At 67.7% G+C, this 21,844-nt stretch carries 20 protein-coding genes; all 20 read right to left on the bottom strand.

Annotation, left to right across the window (positions count from 1 at the left end):
• Positions 1 to 36: 36 nt before the first annotated feature.
• Positions 37 to 1,011: a DUF4150 domain-containing protein gene (locus tag ACQ4L4_RS06675; protein ID WP_377155209.1), complete on the bottom strand. Its 975-nt coding sequence runs from the start codon at positions 1,009 to 1,011 to the stop codon at positions 37 to 39.
• Positions 1,011 to 1,976, bottom strand: a complete 966-nt coding sequence (locus ACQ4L4_RS06670; protein WP_431103448.1) for a type VI immunity family protein — start codon at positions 1,974 to 1,976, stop codon at positions 1,011 to 1,013. Before ACQ4L4_RS06670 ends, ACQ4L4_RS06675 begins: the two co-directional genes overlap by 1 nt.
• Before the next feature lie 30 nt (positions 1,977 to 2,006).
• The gene (locus tag ACQ4L4_RS06665) at positions 2,007 to 3,002 is read right to left on the bottom strand and encodes a DUF4150 domain-containing protein (protein WP_431103447.1); all 996 of its coding nucleotides are present in this window, start codon (positions 3,000 to 3,002) and stop codon (positions 2,007 to 2,009) included.
• 4 nt (positions 3,003 to 3,006) lie between these two features.
• Positions 3,007 to 4,308 (bottom strand): TIGR02270 family protein, encoded by a 1,302-nt coding sequence (locus tag ACQ4L4_RS06660; protein ID WP_431103446.1) that lies wholly within the window; start codon positions 4,306 to 4,308, stop codon positions 3,007 to 3,009.
• Complete coding sequence (locus ACQ4L4_RS06655) at positions 4,305 to 5,426, bottom strand: beta-ketoacyl synthase N-terminal-like domain-containing protein (protein ID WP_431103445.1); 1,122 nt, start codon at positions 5,424 to 5,426, stop codon at positions 4,305 to 4,307. Before ACQ4L4_RS06655 ends, ACQ4L4_RS06660 begins: the two co-directional genes overlap by 4 nt.
• 1 nt (position 5,427) lies before the next feature.
• Positions 5,428 to 6,501, bottom strand: a complete 1,074-nt coding sequence (locus tag ACQ4L4_RS06650) for a DUF2169 family type VI secretion system accessory protein (protein WP_431103444.1) — start codon at positions 6,499 to 6,501, stop codon at positions 5,428 to 5,430.
• Positions 6,502 to 6,528: 27 nt separating this feature from the next.
• On the bottom strand, positions 6,529 to 7,194 hold the full coding sequence (locus ACQ4L4_RS06645; RefSeq protein WP_431103443.1) for a DUF6484 domain-containing protein: 666 nt from the start codon (positions 7,192 to 7,194) through the stop codon (positions 6,529 to 6,531).
• Between the two features lies 1 nt (position 7,195).
• Complete coding sequence (locus tag ACQ4L4_RS06640; protein ID WP_431103441.1) at positions 7,196 to 9,433, bottom strand: type VI secretion system Vgr family protein; 2,238 nt, start codon at positions 9,431 to 9,433, stop codon at positions 7,196 to 7,198.
• Between the two features lie 290 nt (positions 9,434 to 9,723).
• The gene (locus ACQ4L4_RS06635; RefSeq protein WP_431103440.1) at positions 9,724 to 10,242 is read right to left on the bottom strand and encodes a hypothetical protein; all 519 of its coding nucleotides are present in this window, start codon (positions 10,240 to 10,242) and stop codon (positions 9,724 to 9,726) included.
• 151 nt (positions 10,243 to 10,393) lie between these two features.
• Complete coding sequence (locus ACQ4L4_RS06630) at positions 10,394 to 10,879, bottom strand: hypothetical protein (protein WP_431103439.1); 486 nt, start codon at positions 10,877 to 10,879, stop codon at positions 10,394 to 10,396.
• Between the two features lie 6 nt (positions 10,880 to 10,885).
• A complete protein-coding gene (locus ACQ4L4_RS06625; RefSeq protein WP_431103438.1) occupies positions 10,886 to 11,356 on the bottom strand; it encodes a hypothetical protein in 471 nt (156 codons plus the stop codon).
• A 110-nt stretch (positions 11,357 to 11,466) separates the two neighbouring features.
• A complete protein-coding gene (locus ACQ4L4_RS06620; RefSeq protein WP_431103437.1) occupies positions 11,467 to 11,910 on the bottom strand; it encodes a hypothetical protein in 444 nt (147 codons plus the stop codon).
• Between the two features lies 1 nt (position 11,911).
• Positions 11,912 to 13,351 (bottom strand): hypothetical protein, encoded by a 1,440-nt coding sequence (locus tag ACQ4L4_RS06615; RefSeq protein WP_431103435.1) that lies wholly within the window; start codon positions 13,349 to 13,351, stop codon positions 11,912 to 11,914.
• The gene (locus tag ACQ4L4_RS06610; RefSeq protein WP_431103434.1) at positions 13,288 to 14,271 is read right to left on the bottom strand and encodes a hypothetical protein; all 984 of its coding nucleotides are present in this window, start codon (positions 14,269 to 14,271) and stop codon (positions 13,288 to 13,290) included. Before ACQ4L4_RS06610 ends, ACQ4L4_RS06615 begins: the two co-directional genes overlap by 64 nt.
• A gap of 45 nt (positions 14,272 to 14,316) precedes the next feature.
• The gene (locus tag ACQ4L4_RS06605) at positions 14,317 to 15,306 is read right to left on the bottom strand and encodes a hypothetical protein (RefSeq protein WP_431103433.1); all 990 of its coding nucleotides are present in this window, start codon (positions 15,304 to 15,306) and stop codon (positions 14,317 to 14,319) included.
• Positions 15,306 to 16,913 (bottom strand): PAAR-like domain-containing protein, encoded by a 1,608-nt coding sequence (locus tag ACQ4L4_RS06600; protein ID WP_431103432.1) that lies wholly within the window; start codon positions 16,911 to 16,913, stop codon positions 15,306 to 15,308. The genes ACQ4L4_RS06605 and ACQ4L4_RS06600 overlap by 1 nt, the downstream gene beginning before the upstream one ends.
• Positions 16,914 to 16,918: 5 nt before the next feature.
• Positions 16,919 to 18,028 (bottom strand): hypothetical protein, encoded by a 1,110-nt coding sequence (locus ACQ4L4_RS06595; RefSeq protein ID WP_431103431.1) that lies wholly within the window; start codon positions 18,026 to 18,028, stop codon positions 16,919 to 16,921.
• Positions 18,025 to 19,146 carry a DUF2169 family type VI secretion system accessory protein gene (locus ACQ4L4_RS06590; RefSeq protein WP_431103430.1) on the bottom strand — a complete coding sequence of 374 codons (1,122 nt, stop codon included), beginning with the start codon at positions 19,144 to 19,146 and terminating at the stop codon, positions 18,025 to 18,027. The genes ACQ4L4_RS06595 and ACQ4L4_RS06590 overlap by 4 nt, the downstream gene beginning before the upstream one ends.
• 15 nt (positions 19,147 to 19,161) lie before the next feature.
• Positions 19,162 to 19,707, bottom strand: a complete 546-nt coding sequence (locus ACQ4L4_RS06585) for a DUF6484 domain-containing protein (protein ID WP_431103428.1) — start codon at positions 19,705 to 19,707, stop codon at positions 19,162 to 19,164.
• Between the two features lies 1 nt (position 19,708).
• Positions 19,709 to 21,844 carry a type VI secretion system Vgr family protein gene (locus tag ACQ4L4_RS06580; protein WP_431103427.1) on the bottom strand — a complete coding sequence of 712 codons (2,136 nt, stop codon included), beginning with the start codon at positions 21,842 to 21,844 and terminating at the stop codon, positions 19,709 to 19,711.

Here is a 21,844-nt window from a genome sequence, read left to right as displayed (position 1 = left end):
TCTCGAAGTTCAGTGAGAGTCATTGTTGGCAACCCGTCATGTGCAGGCGCAGTCCTTGTCAGGCTTCATTTCGACGATCTTGTCCTTGTCGGCGCGACTCATGTTGCGCCGGGTGAAACGCTGATTGCGGGTGTGAGTGTCCTTCGGAAACTTCACCTCGATGTACTTCGAGATGTTGCCCGGCGCGATGCCCCCGGCCGGCGACTTGAGCGACACGGCATCCCAGATCGTCAAGCGACCGCCAAGGGCCAGCGCCTCCTTGGCGATGCCACCAAAGGCGGCGACACCCGGCGCCATGCTGGTCAGCGCCGTCGTCCCGGCGATCGTGCGACCGGTCATCGAGACCAGCATGATCATCGGATCGCCTGGCGTCATCGGCGACAGCGCGGGAGCCTCCAGCAGCAGTCTCGGGTTCTTCGCCGTGTAGGTGGTGAAGTTTCCCCCATGCGTCTTGAATGATGACGAACTGAGGCGCTCCGCCATCATGTCCTGGCGCTTGCCCATGCCGGGCTTCCAGTTCTTCGTCACATGGCAGGCCGCATCACAGAGCTCGTCCGCAAGTTCCTTGTCCCCCAGTCGAGCCGCGAAGTCCGCCGTCGCGATGCCCTGGATCTCTCCGCCCAGGTTTGCCGCGTTCTCGTGGTTGTGGAACATCTTGTCCATCAACCGGGCGCAGTTCTTCCCGTTCATCTTCGTGTCGAAGGAGTACAGGATCCAGGTCGCCTCCTTCATGAAGGTGCTGGACTTGACCCCGCCGAGCGTGCCCGGATTATCCCCGTTGGACATCGCGAACTTCGAGCCCTTGATGGCCGCCATCGCCTTGTCGCCCTTGACGGTGGTCGTGCCGTCGGACAGCGTCATCGACTGGGCGATGTTGGGATACGGGATCGGCACGGGACCGCCCGGGCTCGGGGTCTTGCAGACGTCCGGGATGGTGGCCGCGCTGATGCCGTTGCTGAACTTGTGGACCAGCGAGTTGACGGTGCCGTTGACCTTGATGGTGACGGGCATTACGCGGTGTCGCTCTCAAGGAAGCGCCGGAACCAGTGCGCCGTGTCTTCGAGTTCGAACTCGGGGAACGCCATGGCGGCTTCGTACAGCCGCGGCTCGAAGACCTCCGCCAATGCCGCGTAGGCGCCCACGTCCTCGCGACGGTTGACGTCCCCGGAGATCGGAGCGCCGGCCATCTGCAGCGCGAGCACATCTCCGGCCAATGGGCGACGCAGCACCGGCTGCGCCGACAGCGCCTTGCCGATGGCGTCCTGACCTCCCAGCGCCTGGACGTGGGCCGCACCCAGGTAGTTCAGCCAGTACGCACCGCGCAGACGGTTGCCCAGCGTCAGCGTATCGATGGAGACGTGACTCACGTCCAGGCAGCGGTAGCGGCGGCACAAGCCGCGGATCTTCTCGAAGGCTGCGGGCTCGCCGGCGCCTGTCGCTGCGATGAAGGCGGGGGACAGGTAGCCGGAGGAGATGGGCAGCGCCGTTGCCACCGCATCGTGAAAGCGCGTCAGCAAGTCCATCCCCAGACGCTCGACCGTTTCGGTCGCGTAGGTCAGCAGCAGCAGACCGACTGCGTCCGGCCGCATCGCGGCAATGGGATCGTCGGCGTGCAGACCGATGTAGCGGACGCGATGCGCGCTCACGCCTTCGGGGTTGTCCATCAGTCGGAAACCGACCGACTCTTCGCCCGGTTGCGCCAATGCCGTCAGGCGCGCCCCGATCGCGGCGTCGTCGAGTTCGACGGCCTCGCCCTCCTCGTCGATGGTCCAGCGTAGCGCGGGCTGCCGCACGAGTCGAAGGTACTCGGCGATGCAGCGCGCCGCCGCTGCCTGATGCTGTTCGCACGGCGCGGGCAGGTAGAACACCGCGGTCCATCCATCGCGCAACACCGGCACGCCGGCCTCGACATCCAATCGATAACGCGGCAAGGAGGCGCCGCCGGCGGCGTCGTTCAGGGGAAGGGATTCGGTCAAGTCAGGGTCTCCTGCGAGCGTCGATGGAATTCAGATCGGCAGGCCGAGCAGGCGTGCCACGCCCTTCATCGCGAACGAGGCGAACGGTCCGATGCGATATCCGGGCGCCACGATCTTGGGAACCTGCCGGAACACGTGCATATAGAGCTCGCCCTGGTCGAACGCCCCGCGGTCGCCCCAGTGCGGCATGTTCGACGGCGGGCATGGCGCCTTGAAATCGTAGACCGCGCGCACGGCGCTCGGGTTGCCTGGCGCATGCAGCACGACATCCGGCCGCTGCGAACCCTTGATGACGTCGCCCGGTTGGCCGACTGCCTGCGGCCCCTTGGGAGTGCCGTTGTAGGACTGCTCGGTCGACGCCTCGTTCCCGCGCCCCTGTGCCGCCATCTTCTCGTTGACGCAGGCCTCGGCTTCTTCGCCGATCTCGGTGCCGCGCTGCATCGCGCCCGTGATGTCCTTGCCGCGGGCATCCTGACCCACCACGCTCTTGCAGAACTTCAACCAGGCCGCCTTGGACTTCGGTCCGCTCGGGCTGCCCAGATGCTTCTTATTGACCGTCGCCGCGGCGGACTCGATGCATTCCTTCAGGATCGCCTCGAACACCTCGATCGTCACGGGCGGATTGATCGCCCCGCTCAGATTCGCCGCGTTCTCATGGTTGTGGAACATCTTGTCCATGAAGCGCGCGGCGTTCTTCTTGTTCATCTTGACGGTGAACGAGTAGAGGATCCAGGTCGCCTCCTTCATGAAGGTGCTGGACTTCACCCCCCCGGCCACGCCCGGGTTGTCGCCGTTGGACATCGCGAACTTCGAGCCCTTGACGGCGGCCATCGTCTTGTCGCCCTTCACCGTCGTCGTGCCGTCGGACAGCGTGATCGACTGGGCGATGTTGGGATACGGGATCGGCACGGGGCCGCCCGGACTGGGCGTCTTGCAGACGTCGGGCAGCGTCGCGATGCTGATGCCGTTGCTGAACTTGTGCACCAGCGAATTCACGGTGCCATTGACCTTGATGGTGGCCGGCATGACCTCAGTCCCCAGCGCCGAAACGGTCCAGCAACCTGCGCTGCCGCCACGCCGGCGCATCGACCGGGAACAGCGGCGTCCCCGGCCGCAGCAGGCACAGGTGCAGCGCGGCGAGCACCCTCGCCCGCTGCCGTCCGCCGTGCAGCACGCGCAGGCAGTGCACCTCGCTCAGCGGCTGGCCGAGGAAGAGCCGTCCGTCCGGCGACAGTGTCGGCAGCCGCGACTGATGCGCCAGCCACCAGGCCCGCACCTGCTCGACGTTGGGCCACGGCAGCGCGACGTCCACCGGCACCTCGACGTCGTCGTCCTCCGGGTCCTCGTTGGGGCCCTCGTCGAAGTCCTCAGGCGGCGGCGCCTCCAGGCCGTCCGTGTTCACGTCGGCGCCGGCGATCAGGCAGAAGGCCTCCAGCGCGATGCGCGCCGACGCGGGCTTGGTCATCTGGTCGATCAGCCACGGCAGGTAGCGCAGCTGGCCGGACAGCCCCGCGCCGATGATGCGCAGGCGCGCCGCGCCGGCCATCGTCTCCGCCTCGACCAGCAGGCGGTGGCCCTCCTGCACCGGCAGCGCGAGCACCGCCAGCCGGAACGCGTCCATCTGCCGCGTGCCCGGCCGCAGCGCGGCGCCGGTCAGCGCGGCCAGGGCCTTGCCGCGATCGCCCAGCAGCACGCCGGACCACAAGGCCCAGTAGCGCGGCTCGCTCTTCTCGTCGCCGATCAGGCCAAGCACCGGCTCCAGCCCCTCGACGCGCCCGAGCTCGCCCGCCAGCCGCAGCGCCCGCGCGCGCTCTCCGGCATTGGTCGACCGCATCGACACCGACCAGCGCTCCCCCGCGTCCAGCCGGTGCGCGCCGTAGGCCTCCAGCGTCAGGCGCCGGCTCAGCGAATCGTCGGCCGGCATCAGCGCCTCGGCCTTCAGCGCCTCGTTGGCGCCGACCCAGCCCAGCGCCGAGGCAAGACCTGGCGCCGCCTCGGGCGCTTCCTTGGCGCGCCGCACCAGCGGCAGCCAGTCGTCCGGCCGTCCGTTCAGCGCCAGGACGCCGGCGACGAAGAAGTCCTCCGCGCAGTCGTTGACCAGCGCGGCCTGGCACGGCGGCCAGGCCTCGTCGCCGGCCTCGACGAGCCCGTCGATCTGCGCGGCCAGTTGTTCGTCCAGATCGGCGAACTGTTGCGGCGAGTAATGCGGCGCGTCGAGCGCGTCGCGCCGCTGCGTCCACAGGAACGCGGCCTCGTCGCGGTAGGTCTCGATCTGGTCGGCGGTCACCGGCGCCGGGGCACCGGGCTCGAAGCGGGCGTTGTCCATCGTCATGCCCGCACCGCCACGTCGGCGCGGATCACCGCCGCGCCGCGTCCGCCGCCGTCCGAGCTGCCCCAAAGCAGCGTCAGCGGCCCCTTTGCGTGACCCTTGCGGCAGGCCGAGGCCGCCAGCAGCAGATGCAGCGGCAAGCCCGCCGCGCCCACGTCGCCCCAGCAGTCCGCCGGCGCGAGGAAGTCCGTCGGATCGCGCAGCCGGTCGCGCACGCGCAGCCCGCAGAAACCGTATTCGTCGGCGCGGTACGCCTCTCCGTTCATGTCGCAGACCACGTTGTCGATCACCCCTCCCGCGGGCATTTCATCGAGCGCGCGGCGCAGGGCCTGCGTCAGGCCTTCGCCGATGCAGACCTCGCCGCTCTTGTTCAATTTCGATTCGCGGCCGAGACCGACCGCAAGCACGTCCGCCCAGCCGCCGCCCGCGGCGGTCTCTCCCGCACGCGCCAGGAGCAGCGCGCCGGCGGCTTCACCGGGGATGAATCCCCAGGCGTTGTTCAACGGACCGGCGCCGTGCAACTGCTCTTCGGCCTCGAGCCATTCGAGCGTCTCCGGCGCCAGATACGAGTCCACGCCCGCGACGACGACCGCGTCGACCTGCCCGCCGCGCAGCCAGGCGCGCGCCTGGTCAAGCGCCTCGAAGCCGCCCGCATGGCCGCTGGCGAAGAGCTGGCACGGGCCGAGCCGCGCGCCGAGACGTTCGCGGCACAGCGCGCGCACGGCGTCGTCGGCGGCGTCCGGACCGCCAGGACGCGCAGGCGGCAAGGCGATGGCGACGCCGATGCGGCCGTCGCGCCCATCGCGGGCCGCCGTCGCCGCACCGCCTGGCGCGAGCACACCCGCCAAGGCTTCCGTCAACGCGGGCGCCAGCAGCGCGACCAGGCGTTCCGCGCCGCGCAGGGCGTCGTCGACGCCGGCCACCCGCGCCACGCGCATCGGCTCGCCGGCGGTGTCGATCATGTAGGCGTGCTCGCTGAAGCCGCACAGCCCCGCGCGCACCGCGGCGGCGGTCGAGCGCGCATCGCCGCCCACCGGGGTGAAGGCGCCGATCGCCAGGACGCGCAGCGCCGGCGGCGCCGATGCGGCTGGCGATGGCGGAGCAGTCGATTCCTGGCGCATCTCAGGCCGCCTCCGTCCGATGGCCGGAGGCATCGGCCTCGTCGGGCATCGGCGCCCCGAGCACGCCGTCGCGCAGATCCTGCTTGAGCCAGATCCGCGTGCGGTCCAGCTTGAGCACGCGCGGATGGCACGGCAGCGCGCTGTGGAAGACCAGCGACACCCGGCGCTCATCCGGCGCCAGGATCACGGTGTGCAGCTTCGGCGGCGGATGCTGCTCGCGGTGGCCGTCGTTGAAGAAGGTCTCCAGGCCGAGGAACACGCGCGGCAAGGCGAAGCGAAGTTGTCCGCCGCCCGGCGACAGGTTCAGCAGCGCGACCGGTTCACCGCCGCGCAGGAAGCCCGCATGCTGCTGGTCCGGCGGCGCGCACTGGTAGTGGCGGTCGTCGAAGTCGTCGGGCAGCAGCGGCAGGCGCTCGCGCTGCCAGCGCTCGTCGTAGGTGCCGGCGAAGCGGCGGCGTTCCGTCCAGTGGCTGCACAGCGCGCCGAAACCGGCCGGCACGGGCCGGTCCTTCCAGCCACGGATCAGATGGTCGGGATCCTCGATGTTGGGCAGCGGGCGGCCGTCGACATGGTCGCCGTCGACCGCGTAGCCCTGCCCCAGCGGATTGCGCTCGTCCCAGGTCGCGGGATCGGCCTGGGGATCGACGCCGCCGAAGGCGCGCTCCCACACGAGGGGCATCGCCGTGAACGGCGTCGGACGGCCGATGCTGCGGCCAGACCAGACGCGATCGCCGAAAACCTTGAGCACCTTCGCGCGGCCGCCCACCGCCACGCCGACGTCCAGCTCCGTCACCGGCGTGCCGCCGGGCGCATGGGCCTGTCCATCGACGATCACGTCGGTCGCGATCTTGGTCCGGATCAGGTCCGCGTCCGCCGACAGGCTGGTCGAGGCCGCGTCACCGCGATGCGCCGGACCGCGCAGCACCTCGGGCTGCGTCTCGGCCACGCGCGGCGTACCGTCCGCCTGCAGCGTGAAGCTCGCCTTCACGGCCACCAGCCAGATCTCGGTGCCGTCGCGATCGCGCACCCAGCCGCGCTCGGCGGCGAACGGCGTGCGGTTCTGCAGTTGCCACATGGGGAATCCTGACGGGGTCCGGGGCCGTCAGTTGATGTCGACGAACGCACCCTTGATGCGGTTCGCGCCGCTGGAGCGGCTCAGCACGTAGGTGCCCCGGATCAGGATCTTGCCGGCGGCGGTCAGCACGATGCTGGCCTCGCCGCAGCGCAGCTCGACCTGCTTCGCGCCGTTGAGCACGACGCGTTCGCCGTCGACCGTCACGGTCTGACCCCGTCGCGTCAGCGCGGATCCGGCCGTCCCGGCAGGCGCACCCTCGGGGTCGACTTCGGGTTCAGGTTCGGGCGCGGCCCCGCGCGCTTCCAGCTCGAGTTCGCGCGCGGCGTGGGCCGCACGGGCGCCGCGTCGCGGCGCCTCGGGCTCCGCATGGCGCATCGCGCGGCCCAGGATGACCGGCCGGGTCGGATCGCCGCGCTCGAGCGAGACGATGACCTCGTCGCCCTCGTCCTCGACCTTCAGTCCGACGACGGACATCGCCACGACGGGCGGCAGGCCCTTGGCCATGCGGACCAGGAAGCGGCCCTGCGCGTCGAAGCCGCAGAACATGCCGACCAGCACGCCGGCGTCGACGAGCCGCATGCGGTCCATCAGGTGCTCGGCGGCGGCGACGGCCGCGCGGGTCGGATCGCCGCGACGGCGGTTGGGACTGGGAGCGGCACCCAGGGGCCCCGCGTTGCCTGCTTGTTCGGCCATGTCAGTTCTCTCCGATCTTGGCGCCCTTGACGGCGACGCCGCCGCTGCCCTTGATGCCTACCGTGCCGCTGGCCTTGATGGTGATCTTGGATGCGGTGATCGTGATCCCGCTCGAGTCCATCACGATCTTGCTGCCGCCGGCCTTGAGCGTGATCGATGGCGCCTCGATCGTGGCGCTGCCGCCGGCCTTGGTCTTGTAGGTGCCCTTGGCGGTCTGCCCGATGGTCGCGGCCGACAGCTTGTGCGGACCGCCGACGCCGATCGACTGCAGCGCGCCGACGTTGACCCGCTGCAGCCCGCCGATGGACACCATCTGCGCGCCGCCGACGTTGATCGCTTCCGCCGCGCCCACGGTGTGCATGCGCGCCGCGCCGACCGTGTGGGCCTCGGCCAGCGAGACGGTGGTGGTCTGCGCACCGTTGACGGTGTGGCTGCGCACGCCGTTGACGGTGACCGTCTGGCCGGCGTTGATCGTCACCGTCTCGCCGCCGTTGACGGTCTCGGTGCGATGCGCGCCGATGGTGATGGTCTCGGCCGCGCCGACGGTCTCGGTGCGGCTGGCGCCGACCGAGGTGGTCTCGTTGGCGCCGACCGTCTTCGAGCGGTTCGATCCGACGCTGATCGTCTGGTTCACGCCGACGGTCTGCGTCTGGTTGTTGCCCACGGTCTCCGAGTCGTCCACGTCGACCGTGTCGGTGCGGTTGTTGTGGATGGTGGAGGTCTGGTCGTGCTCGATCGTGGTGGCCATGTCGTACTGGCCGTGGATCGTGATCATCTCCTTGCCGGCGGTGTCGTCCATCGACATCTCGTTGTAGCCGGCGCCCTTGTGGGTCTTGGACTTCATGCCGCTGATGACGGCGGCGGCGGGCAGGCCGTAGGGGGGCATCTGCTCGGCGTTGTAGACGCGGCCGGTAATGAGCGGCTGGTCGGGGTCACCCTCGACGAAGTCGACCACCACCTCCTGCCCGATGCGCGGGATGGACACGCCGCCCCAGCCCTTGCCGGCCCAGGGCTGCGACACGCGGATCCAGCAGGAGCTGGTCTCGTTGCGCTGGCCGCGGCGGTCCCAGTGGAACTGCACCTTCACGCGGCCGTACTTGTCGGTGAAGATCTCCTCGCCCGACGGCCCCGTCACGATCGCGGTCTGCGGGCCCGGCGCCATCGGCTTGGGCGTGCGGCGCTCAGGGCGGAACTGCTGGTCGGCGGGGATGGCGTTGAAGCGGCAGCGCAGCTCGGACTCGCCGGAGGCCGACTCCGTCGACGCCTGGCGCAGCTGCGTGACCGTGCCGGTGACGAGGTACTTCGCGTTCTGGTCGTCGCGCGGATGGCGGCTCAGCGACAGCAGATGGCCGGTGCGCACGCCCTGCGCGTTGGTGTCGCCGTCGAAGCGGGCGAAGGCGGTCTGGATCTCGTCAAGGCGGTCCTCGACGTACTGCGCGCCGTCGCTGCCCTGCACGTAGCCGCCGGGGTAGTCGAAGACCTCGCCGTCGGACAGGTCGTAGTCGCGGGCGCGGTCCAGCTGCGTTTCCAGCGAGGTCGAGGGCCGCTCGAAGTCGTAGTCGGTGATGACGACCTTGCCGGGCTTGAGGCTCTCCTGCGTGACCCAGGTGTCGACGTACTCGAGCTCGGGCGGCGCGTTGTTCACGCCGCCGTAGAACGGCAGGGTCTCGCAGTCCGGGGCGCAGTCGTGGGCGGAGGCGGCGTCGGTCAGCACCAGCGTGTGGCCGGACTCGTCGTGGGTGAAGTACCAGTAGATGCCCTCGTTCTCGAGCAGCCGGGCGACGAAGTTGAAGTCGGTCTCGCGGTACTGGACGCAGTAGGTCCAGGGGCGGTAGGCGCGCATCAGCTTGAACTCGTGGCGCGCGACCGGGTGGTCGTCGAAGACCGCCTTGACGATGTCGGGGACGGTCATCTCCTGGAAGATGCGGCAGTCGGCGGTGCGCGTGAGCAGCCACAGCCAGGGGCGCATCGTCATCTGGTAGACGGTGTGCTTGCCCTCGAAGCCGGTCTGCGCGAAGCGGGTCACGTAGCCGGCCAGGTGGCGGGGCGCGTCGTCGCGCAGGGCCATGGTCAGCGTCGCGGACTTGCCGAGCAGTTCCGAGGCGCGGATGTCCTTGCGCTCGCTGAGCAGGGTCAGCGTGGTCTCGCCGAGGTCGCTCAACGCTTCGCGCGACGCGCAGGCGTGGACGCGGAGGACGTCGTCGTCGAGGGCGGTCTTGAGGCGGAATGGAGCTGCCATGGGCGGACCGTGAAGGCGGACCGGAGCAATCGGACCTTCACGGTAGGCTCGGGCGAACTACGCCGAAAGCGACCAAAGTCATTCGCCACGGTTGCCACGGCCGCAAGGCGGGCAGTCCGCGTCGTTGCAAATCCTCGCCATAGCGCCGCTATGGCTGCGGTTTACGCCTAGCGGCCCCTCCCGCCTTGCAGCCGCGGCAACCGCGGCGGCCGGCGCGGGGGGGACCGTGGCATGTCACCGGTGTGGGTGACGCGTGCGCCGCTGCGTGCGGCGGCGCACGTTCGTCATCGTTACATCGGCAGCGTCAGCGAGACGGTGATCGTCAGCACGGCGCCGTCGTCGTCGTAGTCGGCGGTGACCTCACGGCCCTCGACTTCCCACTGCTCCCACTCGAAGACGCCCTCTTCCTCCTCGCCGTCGACGGCTTCGCCGTAAGCGGCGGTGGCGGCCTCGCGGGTGGTCACCGGCGTGGTCGCGAACGGGCCGTTGCCCTTGTAGGGATCGACTTCCTCGCTGCCTTCGGGGTAGTAGAAGATCGCGCTCAGCACGTGGGTGCCGGTGCCCAGGGGCTCGCCGTAGTCGACCGCGTGTGTCTCGCGCGGGGAGAAGGACAGCACGACGCCGGCCTCCTTCAGATGCACGAAGCCGGCGCGAATCTCTTTCTTGCGCTTCTGGGAGAGCTCGGTCGGCGCGGGCGTGCCGGCGGGCGTGGTGTGCGCGAGCACGGCAGCGATGAGCGGAACGTCGACTTCGGTCAGGCCGAGGAGGCTCGGGAGCTCTGGGAGCGTCAGGATGGAGGTGGTGGTCATGAGGCTGAACGATACCCCGTAATGGGGTCACCGGGCCGGGCGGGCGATCAGGATGGAACTCAGGCCGCCGGGGCGCCGTTCGGCGAAGCCCAAGTCCAGACTGACCCAGGATTCGCGTCGTCGAACCCTTCCGTGACGTCGGCCCCGCCTGTCAGGCCTTCATCGGGAACGATAGGAGAACAGTTTTCACCGCCAACGCATCGTTGTAGTCCACCTTGATCTGGCGGCCATCCCTCATCCAGATATCCCAGTAGATGTCGCCGTCCTCCTCCTCGGTCTCCTGAGGATCACCGAAGGCCATCAAGGCTTTCTCGCGCGTGTTCACTGGTCCTTCAGCGAAGGGAATGGATCCCGGGTACGCAGCAACCTTGGCGGCGCCATTGGGATAGTAGAAAACGCCGCTCATCGCATACGGACCGGCCCCGAGCGGATCGCGATAGTTCCGCGAGTAGAACTCCCTCGGCGTGAGCGCGAGCGAGATGCCCAGTTCATTGAACTGCACGAAGTCGAGGGTCAGGTCTTTCAGCTTCTTCGGAGACAAGGCATCCACGGATCCACCGTTGGCCCTGATGGCGTCGATCACGGCCGCATCGGTGTTGGTCATTCCTACCAGGACAAACAATTGATCTGCGTTCATGCGGAATCATCTCTTCACGGGCAACTGGACTGCCAGTATCTGCAGTTCTCCGCCTGCGCCCAGCGTTGCAAAGAGGGCGTGTCCGTCGCGATCCCAACGGAAACGATGGCCGTTCGGACCTTTCCATCCGGGCGCTCCGAGCACCTTCATCAGGTCGTCGAGCGTCGCGCTGAAGTCCAAGCCGTACGGAAGTTCACCGGTGTATGGGCAGAAGTCTTCCGCCCCCGCGCCCGCGCCGTAGAAGCGAACGTTCGTCAACACCAACGCGCCTTCTGGATACTTGCGGAGCTTGACGGTCATGAACTGCTCGCCGGTGAATGTGAGTTCAAGCCCGGCCTCAGCCTTTTTCAGAAAGGTCGTGTCGTCCCCCTCCGGCAGTTCAGGCGCCCCATCGACGGCGACGGAGTGAAGGAACAGGGCCAAAGATGCCTCGCCAAAGTAGGACCCAAGGGCTCGCAGCAGGGTGTCGATGTTCATGTCTTGTTGATGCATGCGTTTGTGGACAGCTTGGTCCGGCGATCACCTTCGTCCCTCATCTCCAGTCCTCTTTCCGCGGCAAGGTCAAGCAGTCGGCGTGACCGACTTGCTCACGAGCCCGCCGCCCAGGACGTGGAAGCGAATTCCACCCATAGCCAAGGGAGTTCCGTCAGTTCGCCCTGATGTGGATTTCGAACTTGGCTGCCCTCGATCGCGAGCGGCTTCAGGCTAACGCGCTCAGCCGGAGGCGCGTCGAGATCGATGTCCTCCACGATAGCCGCCTGCACGCAGACGCCCTGACGCCATCGGAGCAGCAGCGGCAGGTCCGGAGGGATGAAGCCGTTCAGGAACTCGGCGTGATCCTCCAGATCCAGCCACATCCAGGCGACTTGGGTCGGCATCGCATCCGCGCAGAGCGCGTCGAAGAGCGGCCGCAGTCGCAGACACTTCGGGCACCACGCCTCGGCGCCGATGATGACCAGCAGCTCCGCGTCGGACCGTGCGAGTTGACGGGCCAGCGCCTGCGCGTCGTTCCAAGGATCGAAGGTCGGCATGTCAGGCGGCCTGCTCGAGACCGATGCGGCGGAGTTGACGCGCCTGATGCCCAGGGCTCGCGCGCAGGTCGACCGCGTATTCGGGATGCATCCGCGTCAATGCGTCGGCCGCGATGAATCGCAGGGCCTGGGCGTGGTCGCGCGTCGGGTCGAGGATGTCCCGCAGGAGGTGCGGATGCACGGGATTCGCCAGCAGCAGCCGCTGGTCGCGCGGCCACGTGTGACGGCTGGCCGGATGCGCGCGGACGCGCGTGACGTCCGGCAGAGGAAGGCCGGCGTCGGCATCGCGGCGCTCCGTTGTCATCGGTGCGTCGAGATCGAAGGCTGGCTCCTCGGCCGTGAGCCCTTCTCCGGCCAGATCGACGGCCGTGAGGCACTGCCAGACCCATCCAGCCCAACGACCCTGCGCCGGATCCTGCATCGCGGACACGACGAAGTCGAGCAGCGCCGGGTCGCCATGACTCAGCGAGAAATTGAGCGCCTGCCTCACCGGAAGACGCGCCACCAGCCGCCCCGTCTCGGGATGACCGATCGGCAGCATGGCGGCGAGTTCTCGGAGCCAGCGGTCCAGACGGCGTCGCGCCGGCACGCGATACCAGCCGGTCGCCTTGGCGAGCACATCGGTCTGTTCCACGGCGCATTGCCAGAGCAGACCCGACAGGCGCACCACGACGTCGGGACTGCGGGCTTCCCGGGCTGAGCCCGCATGCCAGGCGATCACGGCCTCGGCGCGGACGGCGCTCGACGAGTCCTCGAACAGCGGCCGAAGCAGCCCTGGCCGCTCCCGTCCGACAGCGCGACAGGCGGCGGCACGGACATGGGCGTCGGCGTGTTGAAGCAGCACGGAAGCCGATTCGGGCACCGTGCCGCGCAGTGCGCTTGCCCGCAAGGCGAGCACGAGGTCCACCGATTCCTCACTCGTCCAGGCCTTGTCGAGCCAGGCCGCGGCATCGGTCTCGCTGGCCCATGCCAACGCGGAAGCCGCTCCGCGCAGCACGACATCCGGATGGCGACGGATCGTGCGCAGGACGCGCCCGATCCGGTCATCACGCGAATCCGAATCGCCGAGCAACGCGCAATACATCGCCACGAAGGCCTCCCCGGCCTTGCCCCAGCGGTCGAGACCGGCGATGGCCAGTTCGTACGACAACGGCGTATTCAGGCGCAGGCCTTCGAGATTGGCCTCGAGCAGATGCGCGAAGTGCCGGGCCCGCTCGGCGCCGAGATGCGTGGCCTCTGCCGGGCGATCCAGCGTCGTCCAGTAGAACGCGGCGTCTTCCACATGCCGCGCCACGATGGGCGAGACGAAGGGGCGGTCCAGTGCGACGGAATCCATCTGTTCCTCGGGCATGAGTTCGGGTGCGGACAGCGGGGCCGTCAGTTCTTGTAGGGGGCAACGACCTTGCGCCAGGTCTTGCCGTCGAAAGTCGAGACCGTCCACAGGTCCGCGACAACAAGCAAACCGTCGTGCGCGTCCATGTGGCCCGAAGCCAGGATGGGCTTGCCCTCGTGCTCGGGCGCCACGATCTCGTGCCCGTTCCACACGCGCAGCTGGTAGTCGGAAGCGAGCCAGAGCTGACCGTTGAACCAGCGCGTGTCGTTCCACAGGATGCTGGAGCCGCGCTGTTCCAGCAGGCGCCAGGTGGACTGCTGCCCCACCCACAGGCTGCCGCCTTCGCCGGTGATGTACACGTTCCCGTCGCCGCCGCAAGTCACCGTCGCCAGTTGCTCGTTCGTCGGGAAGTCCATCTGGCGCCACTCTCGACCGTTGAAATGCCAGACGTCGCCGTGACCGCCGACGGCGTACATGTCGGACTCGGCGAAGGCATCGACATCACGGAAACCCGCCCCTTTGATCTCCGCTTCTCGCGTGGACATCGGGATACCGGGGAGCTGTTCCCATTTGCCCACGGCGACCCGCCTGTAGAGGCGACGGGCCAGCGCCACGGCGAAGGTCTGATCACCAATGCAACGCAGTCGCTGCAGGCCCGGCCAGCGGCCGGCATCGATCTTTTCGAATGGGCCGTCGAGCCCGCCGCCCACGGGGTAGACATCGCCGTCGCGATCCATCGATGCGACGAGGACGCCGTCATGGAACGATGCACGGGACACGCCTAGTCGAGGATGCGTCATCCCGGAGATATCGCGGAAACCAACGTCGTCCTCGGAGAGATCGTCGAGAAAGATGGTCGCGACCCTGGTCAGGATCCGACCGTCGAGCAGATGGGTTGCCTCGTCATGAGGTGTTGCCTGCCGGGAGAGAGTCTGCAGCGTGTTGCGATTGCGGATCGCGACGCCGGTGATCTCATACCCCTTGTAGGCGTCTTCCCAGGCAGAACGGCTAAGAACCGGATTCACCATGGAATCGTGCGTAGTCGCATGCATACGGGCCAGCCGTTCTTCGGATCAGTCCTTGTATGGCGCGACGACCTTGCGCCAGGTCTTGCCGTCAAAAGTCGAGACCGTCCACAGGTCCGCGACAACGAGCAAGCCGTCGTGCGCGTCCATGTGGCCGGACGCGAGGATGGTCCCCCCCGCGTGCTCGGGCGGCACGATTTCCTGACCGTTCCAGACGCGCAGTTGGTAGTCGGAAGCCAGCCACAGTTGACCGTTGAACCAGCGCACATCGTTCCAGAGCACGGACGATTCGCGCTTTTCAAGAAGTCGCCACGTCGAGTGTTGACCGACCCACAGGCTTCCGCCCTCGCTGGTCACATACACATTACCGTCGCCCGCGCACGTGACCGTCGCGAGCTGCTCGTTTGTCGGGAAACCCATCTGGCGCCATTCCCGGCCGTTGAAATGCCAGACGTCGCCGTGACCTCCAACGGCATAGATATCGGAAGGCGAGAACGCATCGATATCGCCGAAGCCGGCCGCTTGCAGTTCGTCCTCGTCCGCGGACATCGGGATGCCCTCGATGCGCGACCAGTTCCCGACCGCATCCCGCCGGTAGATCCTGCGACCAAGGCCCACCGAATAGGTGTAGCCGAACAGGCACTTGAGGCGCTGCGTGGCTGGCCGGGCGCCGGCCGCAATCTTCTCCAACGGGCCGTTTCCGCCACCGAACGGCCAGGTGTCGCCGTCCATGCCCATGGCAGTGACCAGCCCCCCTGGTCGTTCGAACGGCGTTCGACTCACACCGAGCTTCGGATAAGGGAAGCCCTCAAGGTCCTGGAACCCGACGTTGTCATCCTCGGGATCCAGGAGAAAGATGGACGCGATCCGAGTCGGGATCTGCCCATCGAGCAGATGCGAGCCCTCCTCCGGCGTCACCGCCTTTCGAGCGAGCGTCTGGAGAGAGTCGCGGTCGCGAATGGCAACTCCGACGATTTCATAGCCTTGAAAGACATCTTCCCAGGCGGATCGATTCAATACCGGTTCCATGCTGTTCATTACTTCGAGTTTCCACGCTTGGATGGGGTCGGCGTTGGGGACGGCGGAGGCGTAATGCTCTTCGCCTGATCGTCGACCATTCCCGGCCGAGCACCGGGGCACACGCCTTTGTAATACGAATTCAACTGCTCCCGAATGCATTCCATGGAACAGTTGGACAAGGGGAAAGCGGCCTTGTGCGACTTTGCAGCGGCATCGATCGCGTCATCCATCGACATCGTGCCATCAGGCGCGACCTTCCCAGCCAAACTCTTGAGTTCGTGCTGCTTGGCCAAGGCTTGGTGCGCCCGCTTGTGGCTGCCATGGTTCTGGCTGAAGCCCTCCACGCAGACCGTCGGAGCCGCGTTGTGGTTGTACTTGCCGCATTGCTTCTGCAGCGAACCTTCCGGTATCAAATGGTGCCCCGTCTGGCCGCCACAGCATCCCCCTCCGTTCGCGGGCTCAGCGTTCGATTTGCTGGTACCGGGAAAGCCCTTGTTCTTGTAGGGCACGAGGTTGCACTTCCGCGCGCGAGTGCAGTCATTCAAGGTCGCCAGCATGTCCTGGCCCTCGGTGGCCAGCTTCAGGACTTCCTCCCCTGAGAGCTTGCTCACGTCGCCGAACTTGTTCGCCAGCCCCTGCAGGTCTTTCGCCTTGTTGGTCAGCACCTCGAGCCGCTCCAGCGACTCCACGGCAACGGCGCGGATCTCCGCCACATCGCCGATCGCCACTGCGGCGTCCACAACCGACCAGACCGCCATGACCGCATTGCCCCATGCAGGCACCGCGCTTCCCGCCAACTGCTTCGCTCCAGCCTTTGCGCCCCATTTCGCCGCGGCATTCGCACCCGCGTTGAAGGCCATGTCCGTCAATTGGTCCTTCAACGCGTTCATCAGATCCAGTTCGCTCGGCAGGTTCTTGAACGACTCCTGCATCTTTTCAGCGTACTGCTGCGCGGCCTCGTGGGTGTTCAGCATCAAGTCCAGGCCGTCGCAATGATCGTCCGTCCAGTGCGAGCCGGAACTGTCGCGTCGCCCTGCCCCGTCCCTCTTGCGGAACTTGGCCAGGAGTTGCGCCATCTTGCTCTGCTTTTTCAGCGTCTTGCGCGTTTCCGAATGATCCTTCTCCGGTTCGCAGGCTCGCTCGATCCGCGTGTCCTCGTCCTTGCACGCATGCCCGCCCAGCATCCCCCGCGAGACATACGGGAACGTCGGCGTGTTGCTCGGCATCGAGCCGTGGTTATGCGTGACCAGGTCCAGGTTGCGCGGCACGCCGAAGCCCTCGAACACCACGTCGCTCGACCAGTTGGTGAAGTACGCCTTCCCCTTGATGACGCCCGTCGCGACGCCCTTGCCGAAGGCCTGCGTCGCGGGTTCGTTCCCGATGCTGGTGTCGAACCTCGACTTGTTCTCGATGGCCACCATCTGGCCGACGATCATCACGGTCTTCGTCCCGTTGACGATGGAGTCGGCGAAGCAGGTGTTGGGGTACGGAATGACGACCGGGCCGGCGGCCGGCCCCGGCGGACTCCAGCAGGGATCGGGCGACGCGCTCGACGACACTCCGGAAGAGCCGACCGCCTTGCTGGCGATCTCCTGGCCGTTGGCGTAGACGTGGGTAGCTGGCATGGTCTTCAGGCAGTGTCCTGGGCCGGTTCTCGGGTGCGGAGCATCAACGCGGACCGGCGTCCGTCGTCTTCGGCGAAATGCAGCAGGCCGGTACGACCCAGACCTGCCGTTCCGGCATGCCCGATCGTGCCCAGCGCACGCATCTCATGCGCGATCCAGCCCAGCGTGGCCACCGCGCCCGCGGTTCCGGCATCGCCGATGAACTGCGCGATGCGGTGATGAGGAAACTCCACGCGCTTGCGCTCCATCGCGCGCGACATCGCGAGTTCGATCTCGCGTGCCATCCAGTGCTCGCCGTTCATGCCGCTGGCGTGGAACTCGGCATCGGCCACGGCGACGCCCGATTGCCGCGCCGCCTCCCGGAGCGCCGCGGTCAACGCCTGCGCACGCAGCGGCTCATCGCCGTCGATCCGCCAGTCGTCCTGCCCGCTCGCGGCGCCGGTGATCCAGACCTCGGTCATGTCGGCGCGCGTGGCCAGTCGCGTCAGCACCACGGCCGCGGCGGCCTCGCCAGGAATCAACACACCCGTGTGCCGATCCTCCGCGAGCCTGCGCTGCGCCAACAGGCGGTCGATCGTCGGCGCCGTCAGCAGGCTGTCCGACGCGAGCAGCACGACATGGCGGATCGCCTCGGTACCGTCGATACCGTCCTCGAGCAGATGGGACGCCAGCAGCACGCCATCGGCAATTCCGCCCCGGCCCGCATGCATCGCGCGACTGCCGGGATGCAGACGGTGATCGGTCGTCACGGCCTGGAACGCTTCATGCAGTTCACGCAGCGGTGTCGCCGGCTGCGACGCCGACGGCAGCATCAGCAGGAGCGCCGTCGACTGGGGCGAGAGCGACTCGCCCTCCTCCAGCCTGGCGCGCTCCCACGCTTCGTCGAAGGCCATGCGAAGCAGAGCGGCCTGCCGCTGACCGCCCCAGATGTCGAAGCCATGCACCGGGGCCCCGACGACCGGCTTGCCGCCGAGACCGACGAACCGGGTCTCGCGGAACAGGTTCAGCCGCGCGCGGATCGCCGCGACCGTGCGCGGCAGCGTGTAGCCGAGCGCGCTGCACAGGCCTTCGGCGGCGATACGCATCGGGCGTGGTGGCCGGATCTGTGCACTCATGCGACTGCCTCGTTCTCGACGGCGCCGGGAACGTCCGCCACCGTGCCGCAGCCGGCGCAGCCCCCGGCCACGCGCTGCCGCCACCAGATCGGATCGATCGGGCCGACCGCCACTTCGCTGAACTCCTGAATGCTCCGGTACTGGCGGACGCTGGCGCGCCAGACTACGCTGAAACGGCGCTCTTCGGGCTCGAAGAACAACGTGTCGACAACCGCCTCCGGCGCCTCCTGTCGATAGTCGGTGCGCAGCACACGGACTTGCATGTCGAGCTTGGGCAGCGCAAAGCTGAGTTCCGGATGCGTCTTCAGCAGATGCGTGAGACGCACCGTCTCCCCGCCGCGTGGATAAGCCATCTGCTGGTCCGGAGGCGCGACCTGATGAAAGCGTTCATCGAAATCTTCCGGCAGCAGCGGGAATACCTCGCGCCGCCAACGGTCGTCATAGGTGCCGCCGTGACGGCGGCGCGGCAGCCAATGCCGGCCGATCGCGCCCAAGGCCCACGGCACCGCGTCGTCGCCCGGGTGGCGGACAGGCCGTGCCGGATCTTCCAGCCGCGGGGCAAGACGGCCGTCCATCGCGCGCCACGTCGTCTCGCCCGCGAAGCCAAGACCGATCGGGTTGAACTCCTGGACCTCGGATTGGCCGGGATGTCCATCCACCGGCTGAGTGCCGCCGAACGCAAATGCATGATGAAGCGGCAAGCTGACGAAGGGCTCCGGCTCGGTCAGCTTGAAGTCGGTACGTCCAGAGCCGGCGGCCCGCCAGCGACGCTCACCAGTGACACGCACCCGCTTGCTGAACTCACCGATCTCGACGCCGGCGATCAGCTCGCGCACCGCCACGCCGTCCGGCGCGTGCGCATGGGCGTCGAAGATCACGTCGCAGCGCGGTTTGAAGCGCGGCATGTCGGCGCCATAGCGCATCGCGCTTTCGCCGGGGACGCCATGGTATTCATCGGCCAGCACGATCGGCGACGGCGGCAGCGGGCGCGGCCGCTGCCCCGGATCGGGGATCCGCCAGGTCGCCTTGACCGCGATCACGAGATGCTCTCGTCCGGCGGCATCCAGGGCCACCGCGACGTCGGACACCAGATGCCGGGAGCCCACATGAAGCTGCATACCGCGCTGTCGCTTTCAGTTGACGTGCACCGACCCGCCGACGATCCGCTGCGTCGCGCTGGCATGGCTGGTGATGTAGGTTCCGCGCAGCTGGATGCGGCCATCGGCCGTCAGCACGATGCACGCCTCGCCGCAGCGCAGCTCGAGTTCCTCGGCGGCTTCGATCACCTCGCGATGACCGTCCACCGTGATGACGAGCCCTTCCGGCTCCTCGTCGTGAACCACCTGCGCCGATTGCGTTGCGGGCGCGGCCTCGCCGTTCCACAGCAAGCCCAGCACGATCGCGGAGCCGCCGGCAAGCACGCTCAGCGCGACGCCCTGGCCGGCGTGTTCCGCCGACAGCGGCACCAGGCTGTGCGCCACGCCCACGAGCCCCAGCCCGGCGACCATCGCCGCGCCAGCCGCGCCTTGCGCGGGCACCGCCTGCAGCGTGCCGATGATCACCTGTCCCGGCACCGGCATGGCCGCCGACTGCGAGCCCTGATTCAACAGCGCATGGAACGGCGACGCGTCCTGCGCCGCCGCGTCGACGCCCTGCGCCGGCAAGTCGAGTCGCTCCACGTCAGTTCTCCAGGATCTTCTTGCCCTTGACCGTCACCTCGCCGTCGGCCTTGAAGGTCTGCTCGCCGGTGGTGCCGACGCTGAGCGTGTGGCCGTTGAGGATGATGGTGCCGTCGGACTTCATCGTCAGGCTGGCCTTGCCCACCGTCAGGTGGATCTCGTCCTTGGCGTCGACGGAGTACACCGCGCCGCTGCTGATGCTGTAGTCCTTCCCGACCATCGTGTTCTTGTACAGCCCGACCTGTTCCGTCTGGAATGCACCGACCGTCGTGTTCATCATCGCGCCAACCGACGTCTGGTACCCCAGACCGATCGTCAACGCCTTGGCCATGCCGATGGTCTCGGCCTTCGCCATCGCGATGGTCTCGGTCTTGTTCGCGCCGATCGTCACCGACCGGTTCGACCCGATGCTGATCGTCTCGTTGATGCCGACGTCTTCCGTGCGGTTCATCCCGATGGAGATCTTCTCGTCGAGGTCGACGCGCTCGGTGCGGTTCTTGTGCACCGTGATGGTCTCGTCCAGGTCAACCGTCTCCGTGCGGTTGCCCTTCACGAACACCGTCTCATGCCGGTCGATCGTCTTGGTCCGATCCCGTCCGACCCAGTGCGTCTCGTCGTTCTCGACCTCGATGTCCTGGTTCTTCTCCGCGTGGATCCACAGCTGCTCGTCGCCGTGCTTGTCCTCGAAGCGGATCGCGTTGGCGTTGCCGTAGCTGCCGCCCTTGGTCGAGCGCGTCAGGAAGCCGCTCTGCGTCGCGTTGGCCGGCAGGTCCCACGGCGGCAGGTTCTCGCCGTTGTAGGTCCGACCCATGATGATGGGCGCGTCCGGGTCGCCTTCGATGAACCCGATGATCACTTCCTGCCCGATGCGCGGGATGTGGATGCCGCCGAAGTTCGAGCCTGCCCACGGATGCGCCACGCTCACCCAGCACGAGCTTCGCTCGTCGCTCCTGCCGCGCCGGTCCCAGTGGAACTGCACCTTCACCCGGCCGTACTTGTCGGTGTGGATCTCCTCGCCCGCCGGACCGCTGACGATGGCCGTCTGCGGCCCCGCCACCAACGGCTTCGGGGTGCGCCGCGGCGGCCGGTACTGCTGCGCCGCCGGGATGCAGTTGAAGCTGCAGCGCAGCCCCGTCTCGCCCGAGCCCGCCTCGTTGGCCGCTTGGCTCAGGCTGATCTGCGTGCCCGTGATCAGGTACTGCGCGTTCTCGCTCTCGCGCGGATGACGGGTCAGCGACAGCAAGTGCCCCGTGCTCACGCCCTGCGCGTTGGTCGTGCCGTCATAAGTCTGGAACTGCGTCTGCAGCTCGTCGAGGCGGTCCTCCACGTACTGCGACCCGTCACCCGTCTGGATGTAGCCGCCCGGGTAGTCGAAGATCTCGCCGTCGGACAGGTCGTAATTGCGCGCCACGCTCTGGTTGGTCTCCAGCGACGTCGACGGCCGCTGGAAGTCGTAGTCGGTGATGACGACCTTGCCCGGCTTCACGCACTCGGCGCTGCTCCAGTTCTGCACGTACTCCAGCTGCGGCGTGGCCTGCGCGCCCGAGCCGTAGAACGGCAGCGACTCGCAGCCCGGCCGGGCGTCGTGCCCGCTGGCCGAGTCGCACAGCACGACCTTGTGGCCGCCTTCGTCGTGCTCCACGTACCAGTAGATGCCCTCGTGCTCGAGCAGTCGCGCGACGAAGTTGAAGTCGGTCTCGCGGTACTGGACGCAGTAGTTCCAGGTCCGGTACGGACGCAGCAGCTTGAACTCGTAGCGCGCGACCGGGTGGTCCTCGAACACCTGCTTGACGATGTCGGGGACCGACAGCTCCTGGAAGATGCGGCAGTCCGAGGTCCGCGACAGCAGCCACAGCCACGGCTTGAGCTGCATCTCGTAGACGCAGTGCTTGCCCTCGAAGCCGCGCTGCGCGAAGCGCGTCACGTAGCCGCTGAGGTAGCGCGGCGCATCGTCGCGCAGCGCGATCGTCAGCGTCGCGGGCTTGCCCAGCAGCTCCGAGGCCTGGATGTCCTTGCGCTCGCTCAACAGCGTCAGCGTGGTGTCTCCAGCGTCGCTCAGAGCCTCCCGCGACACACAGGTGTGCACGCGCAGGGTCTCTTCAGGCAAGGCGGTCTTGAGGCGGAAGGGTGAGGCCAT

Source organism: Roseateles noduli, from assembly GCF_050626985.1.
Classification (GTDB): Bacteria; Pseudomonadota; Gammaproteobacteria; order Burkholderiales; family Burkholderiaceae_C; genus Roseateles; species Roseateles noduli_A.
This window is presented reverse-complemented; position numbering and strand designations above follow the sequence as displayed.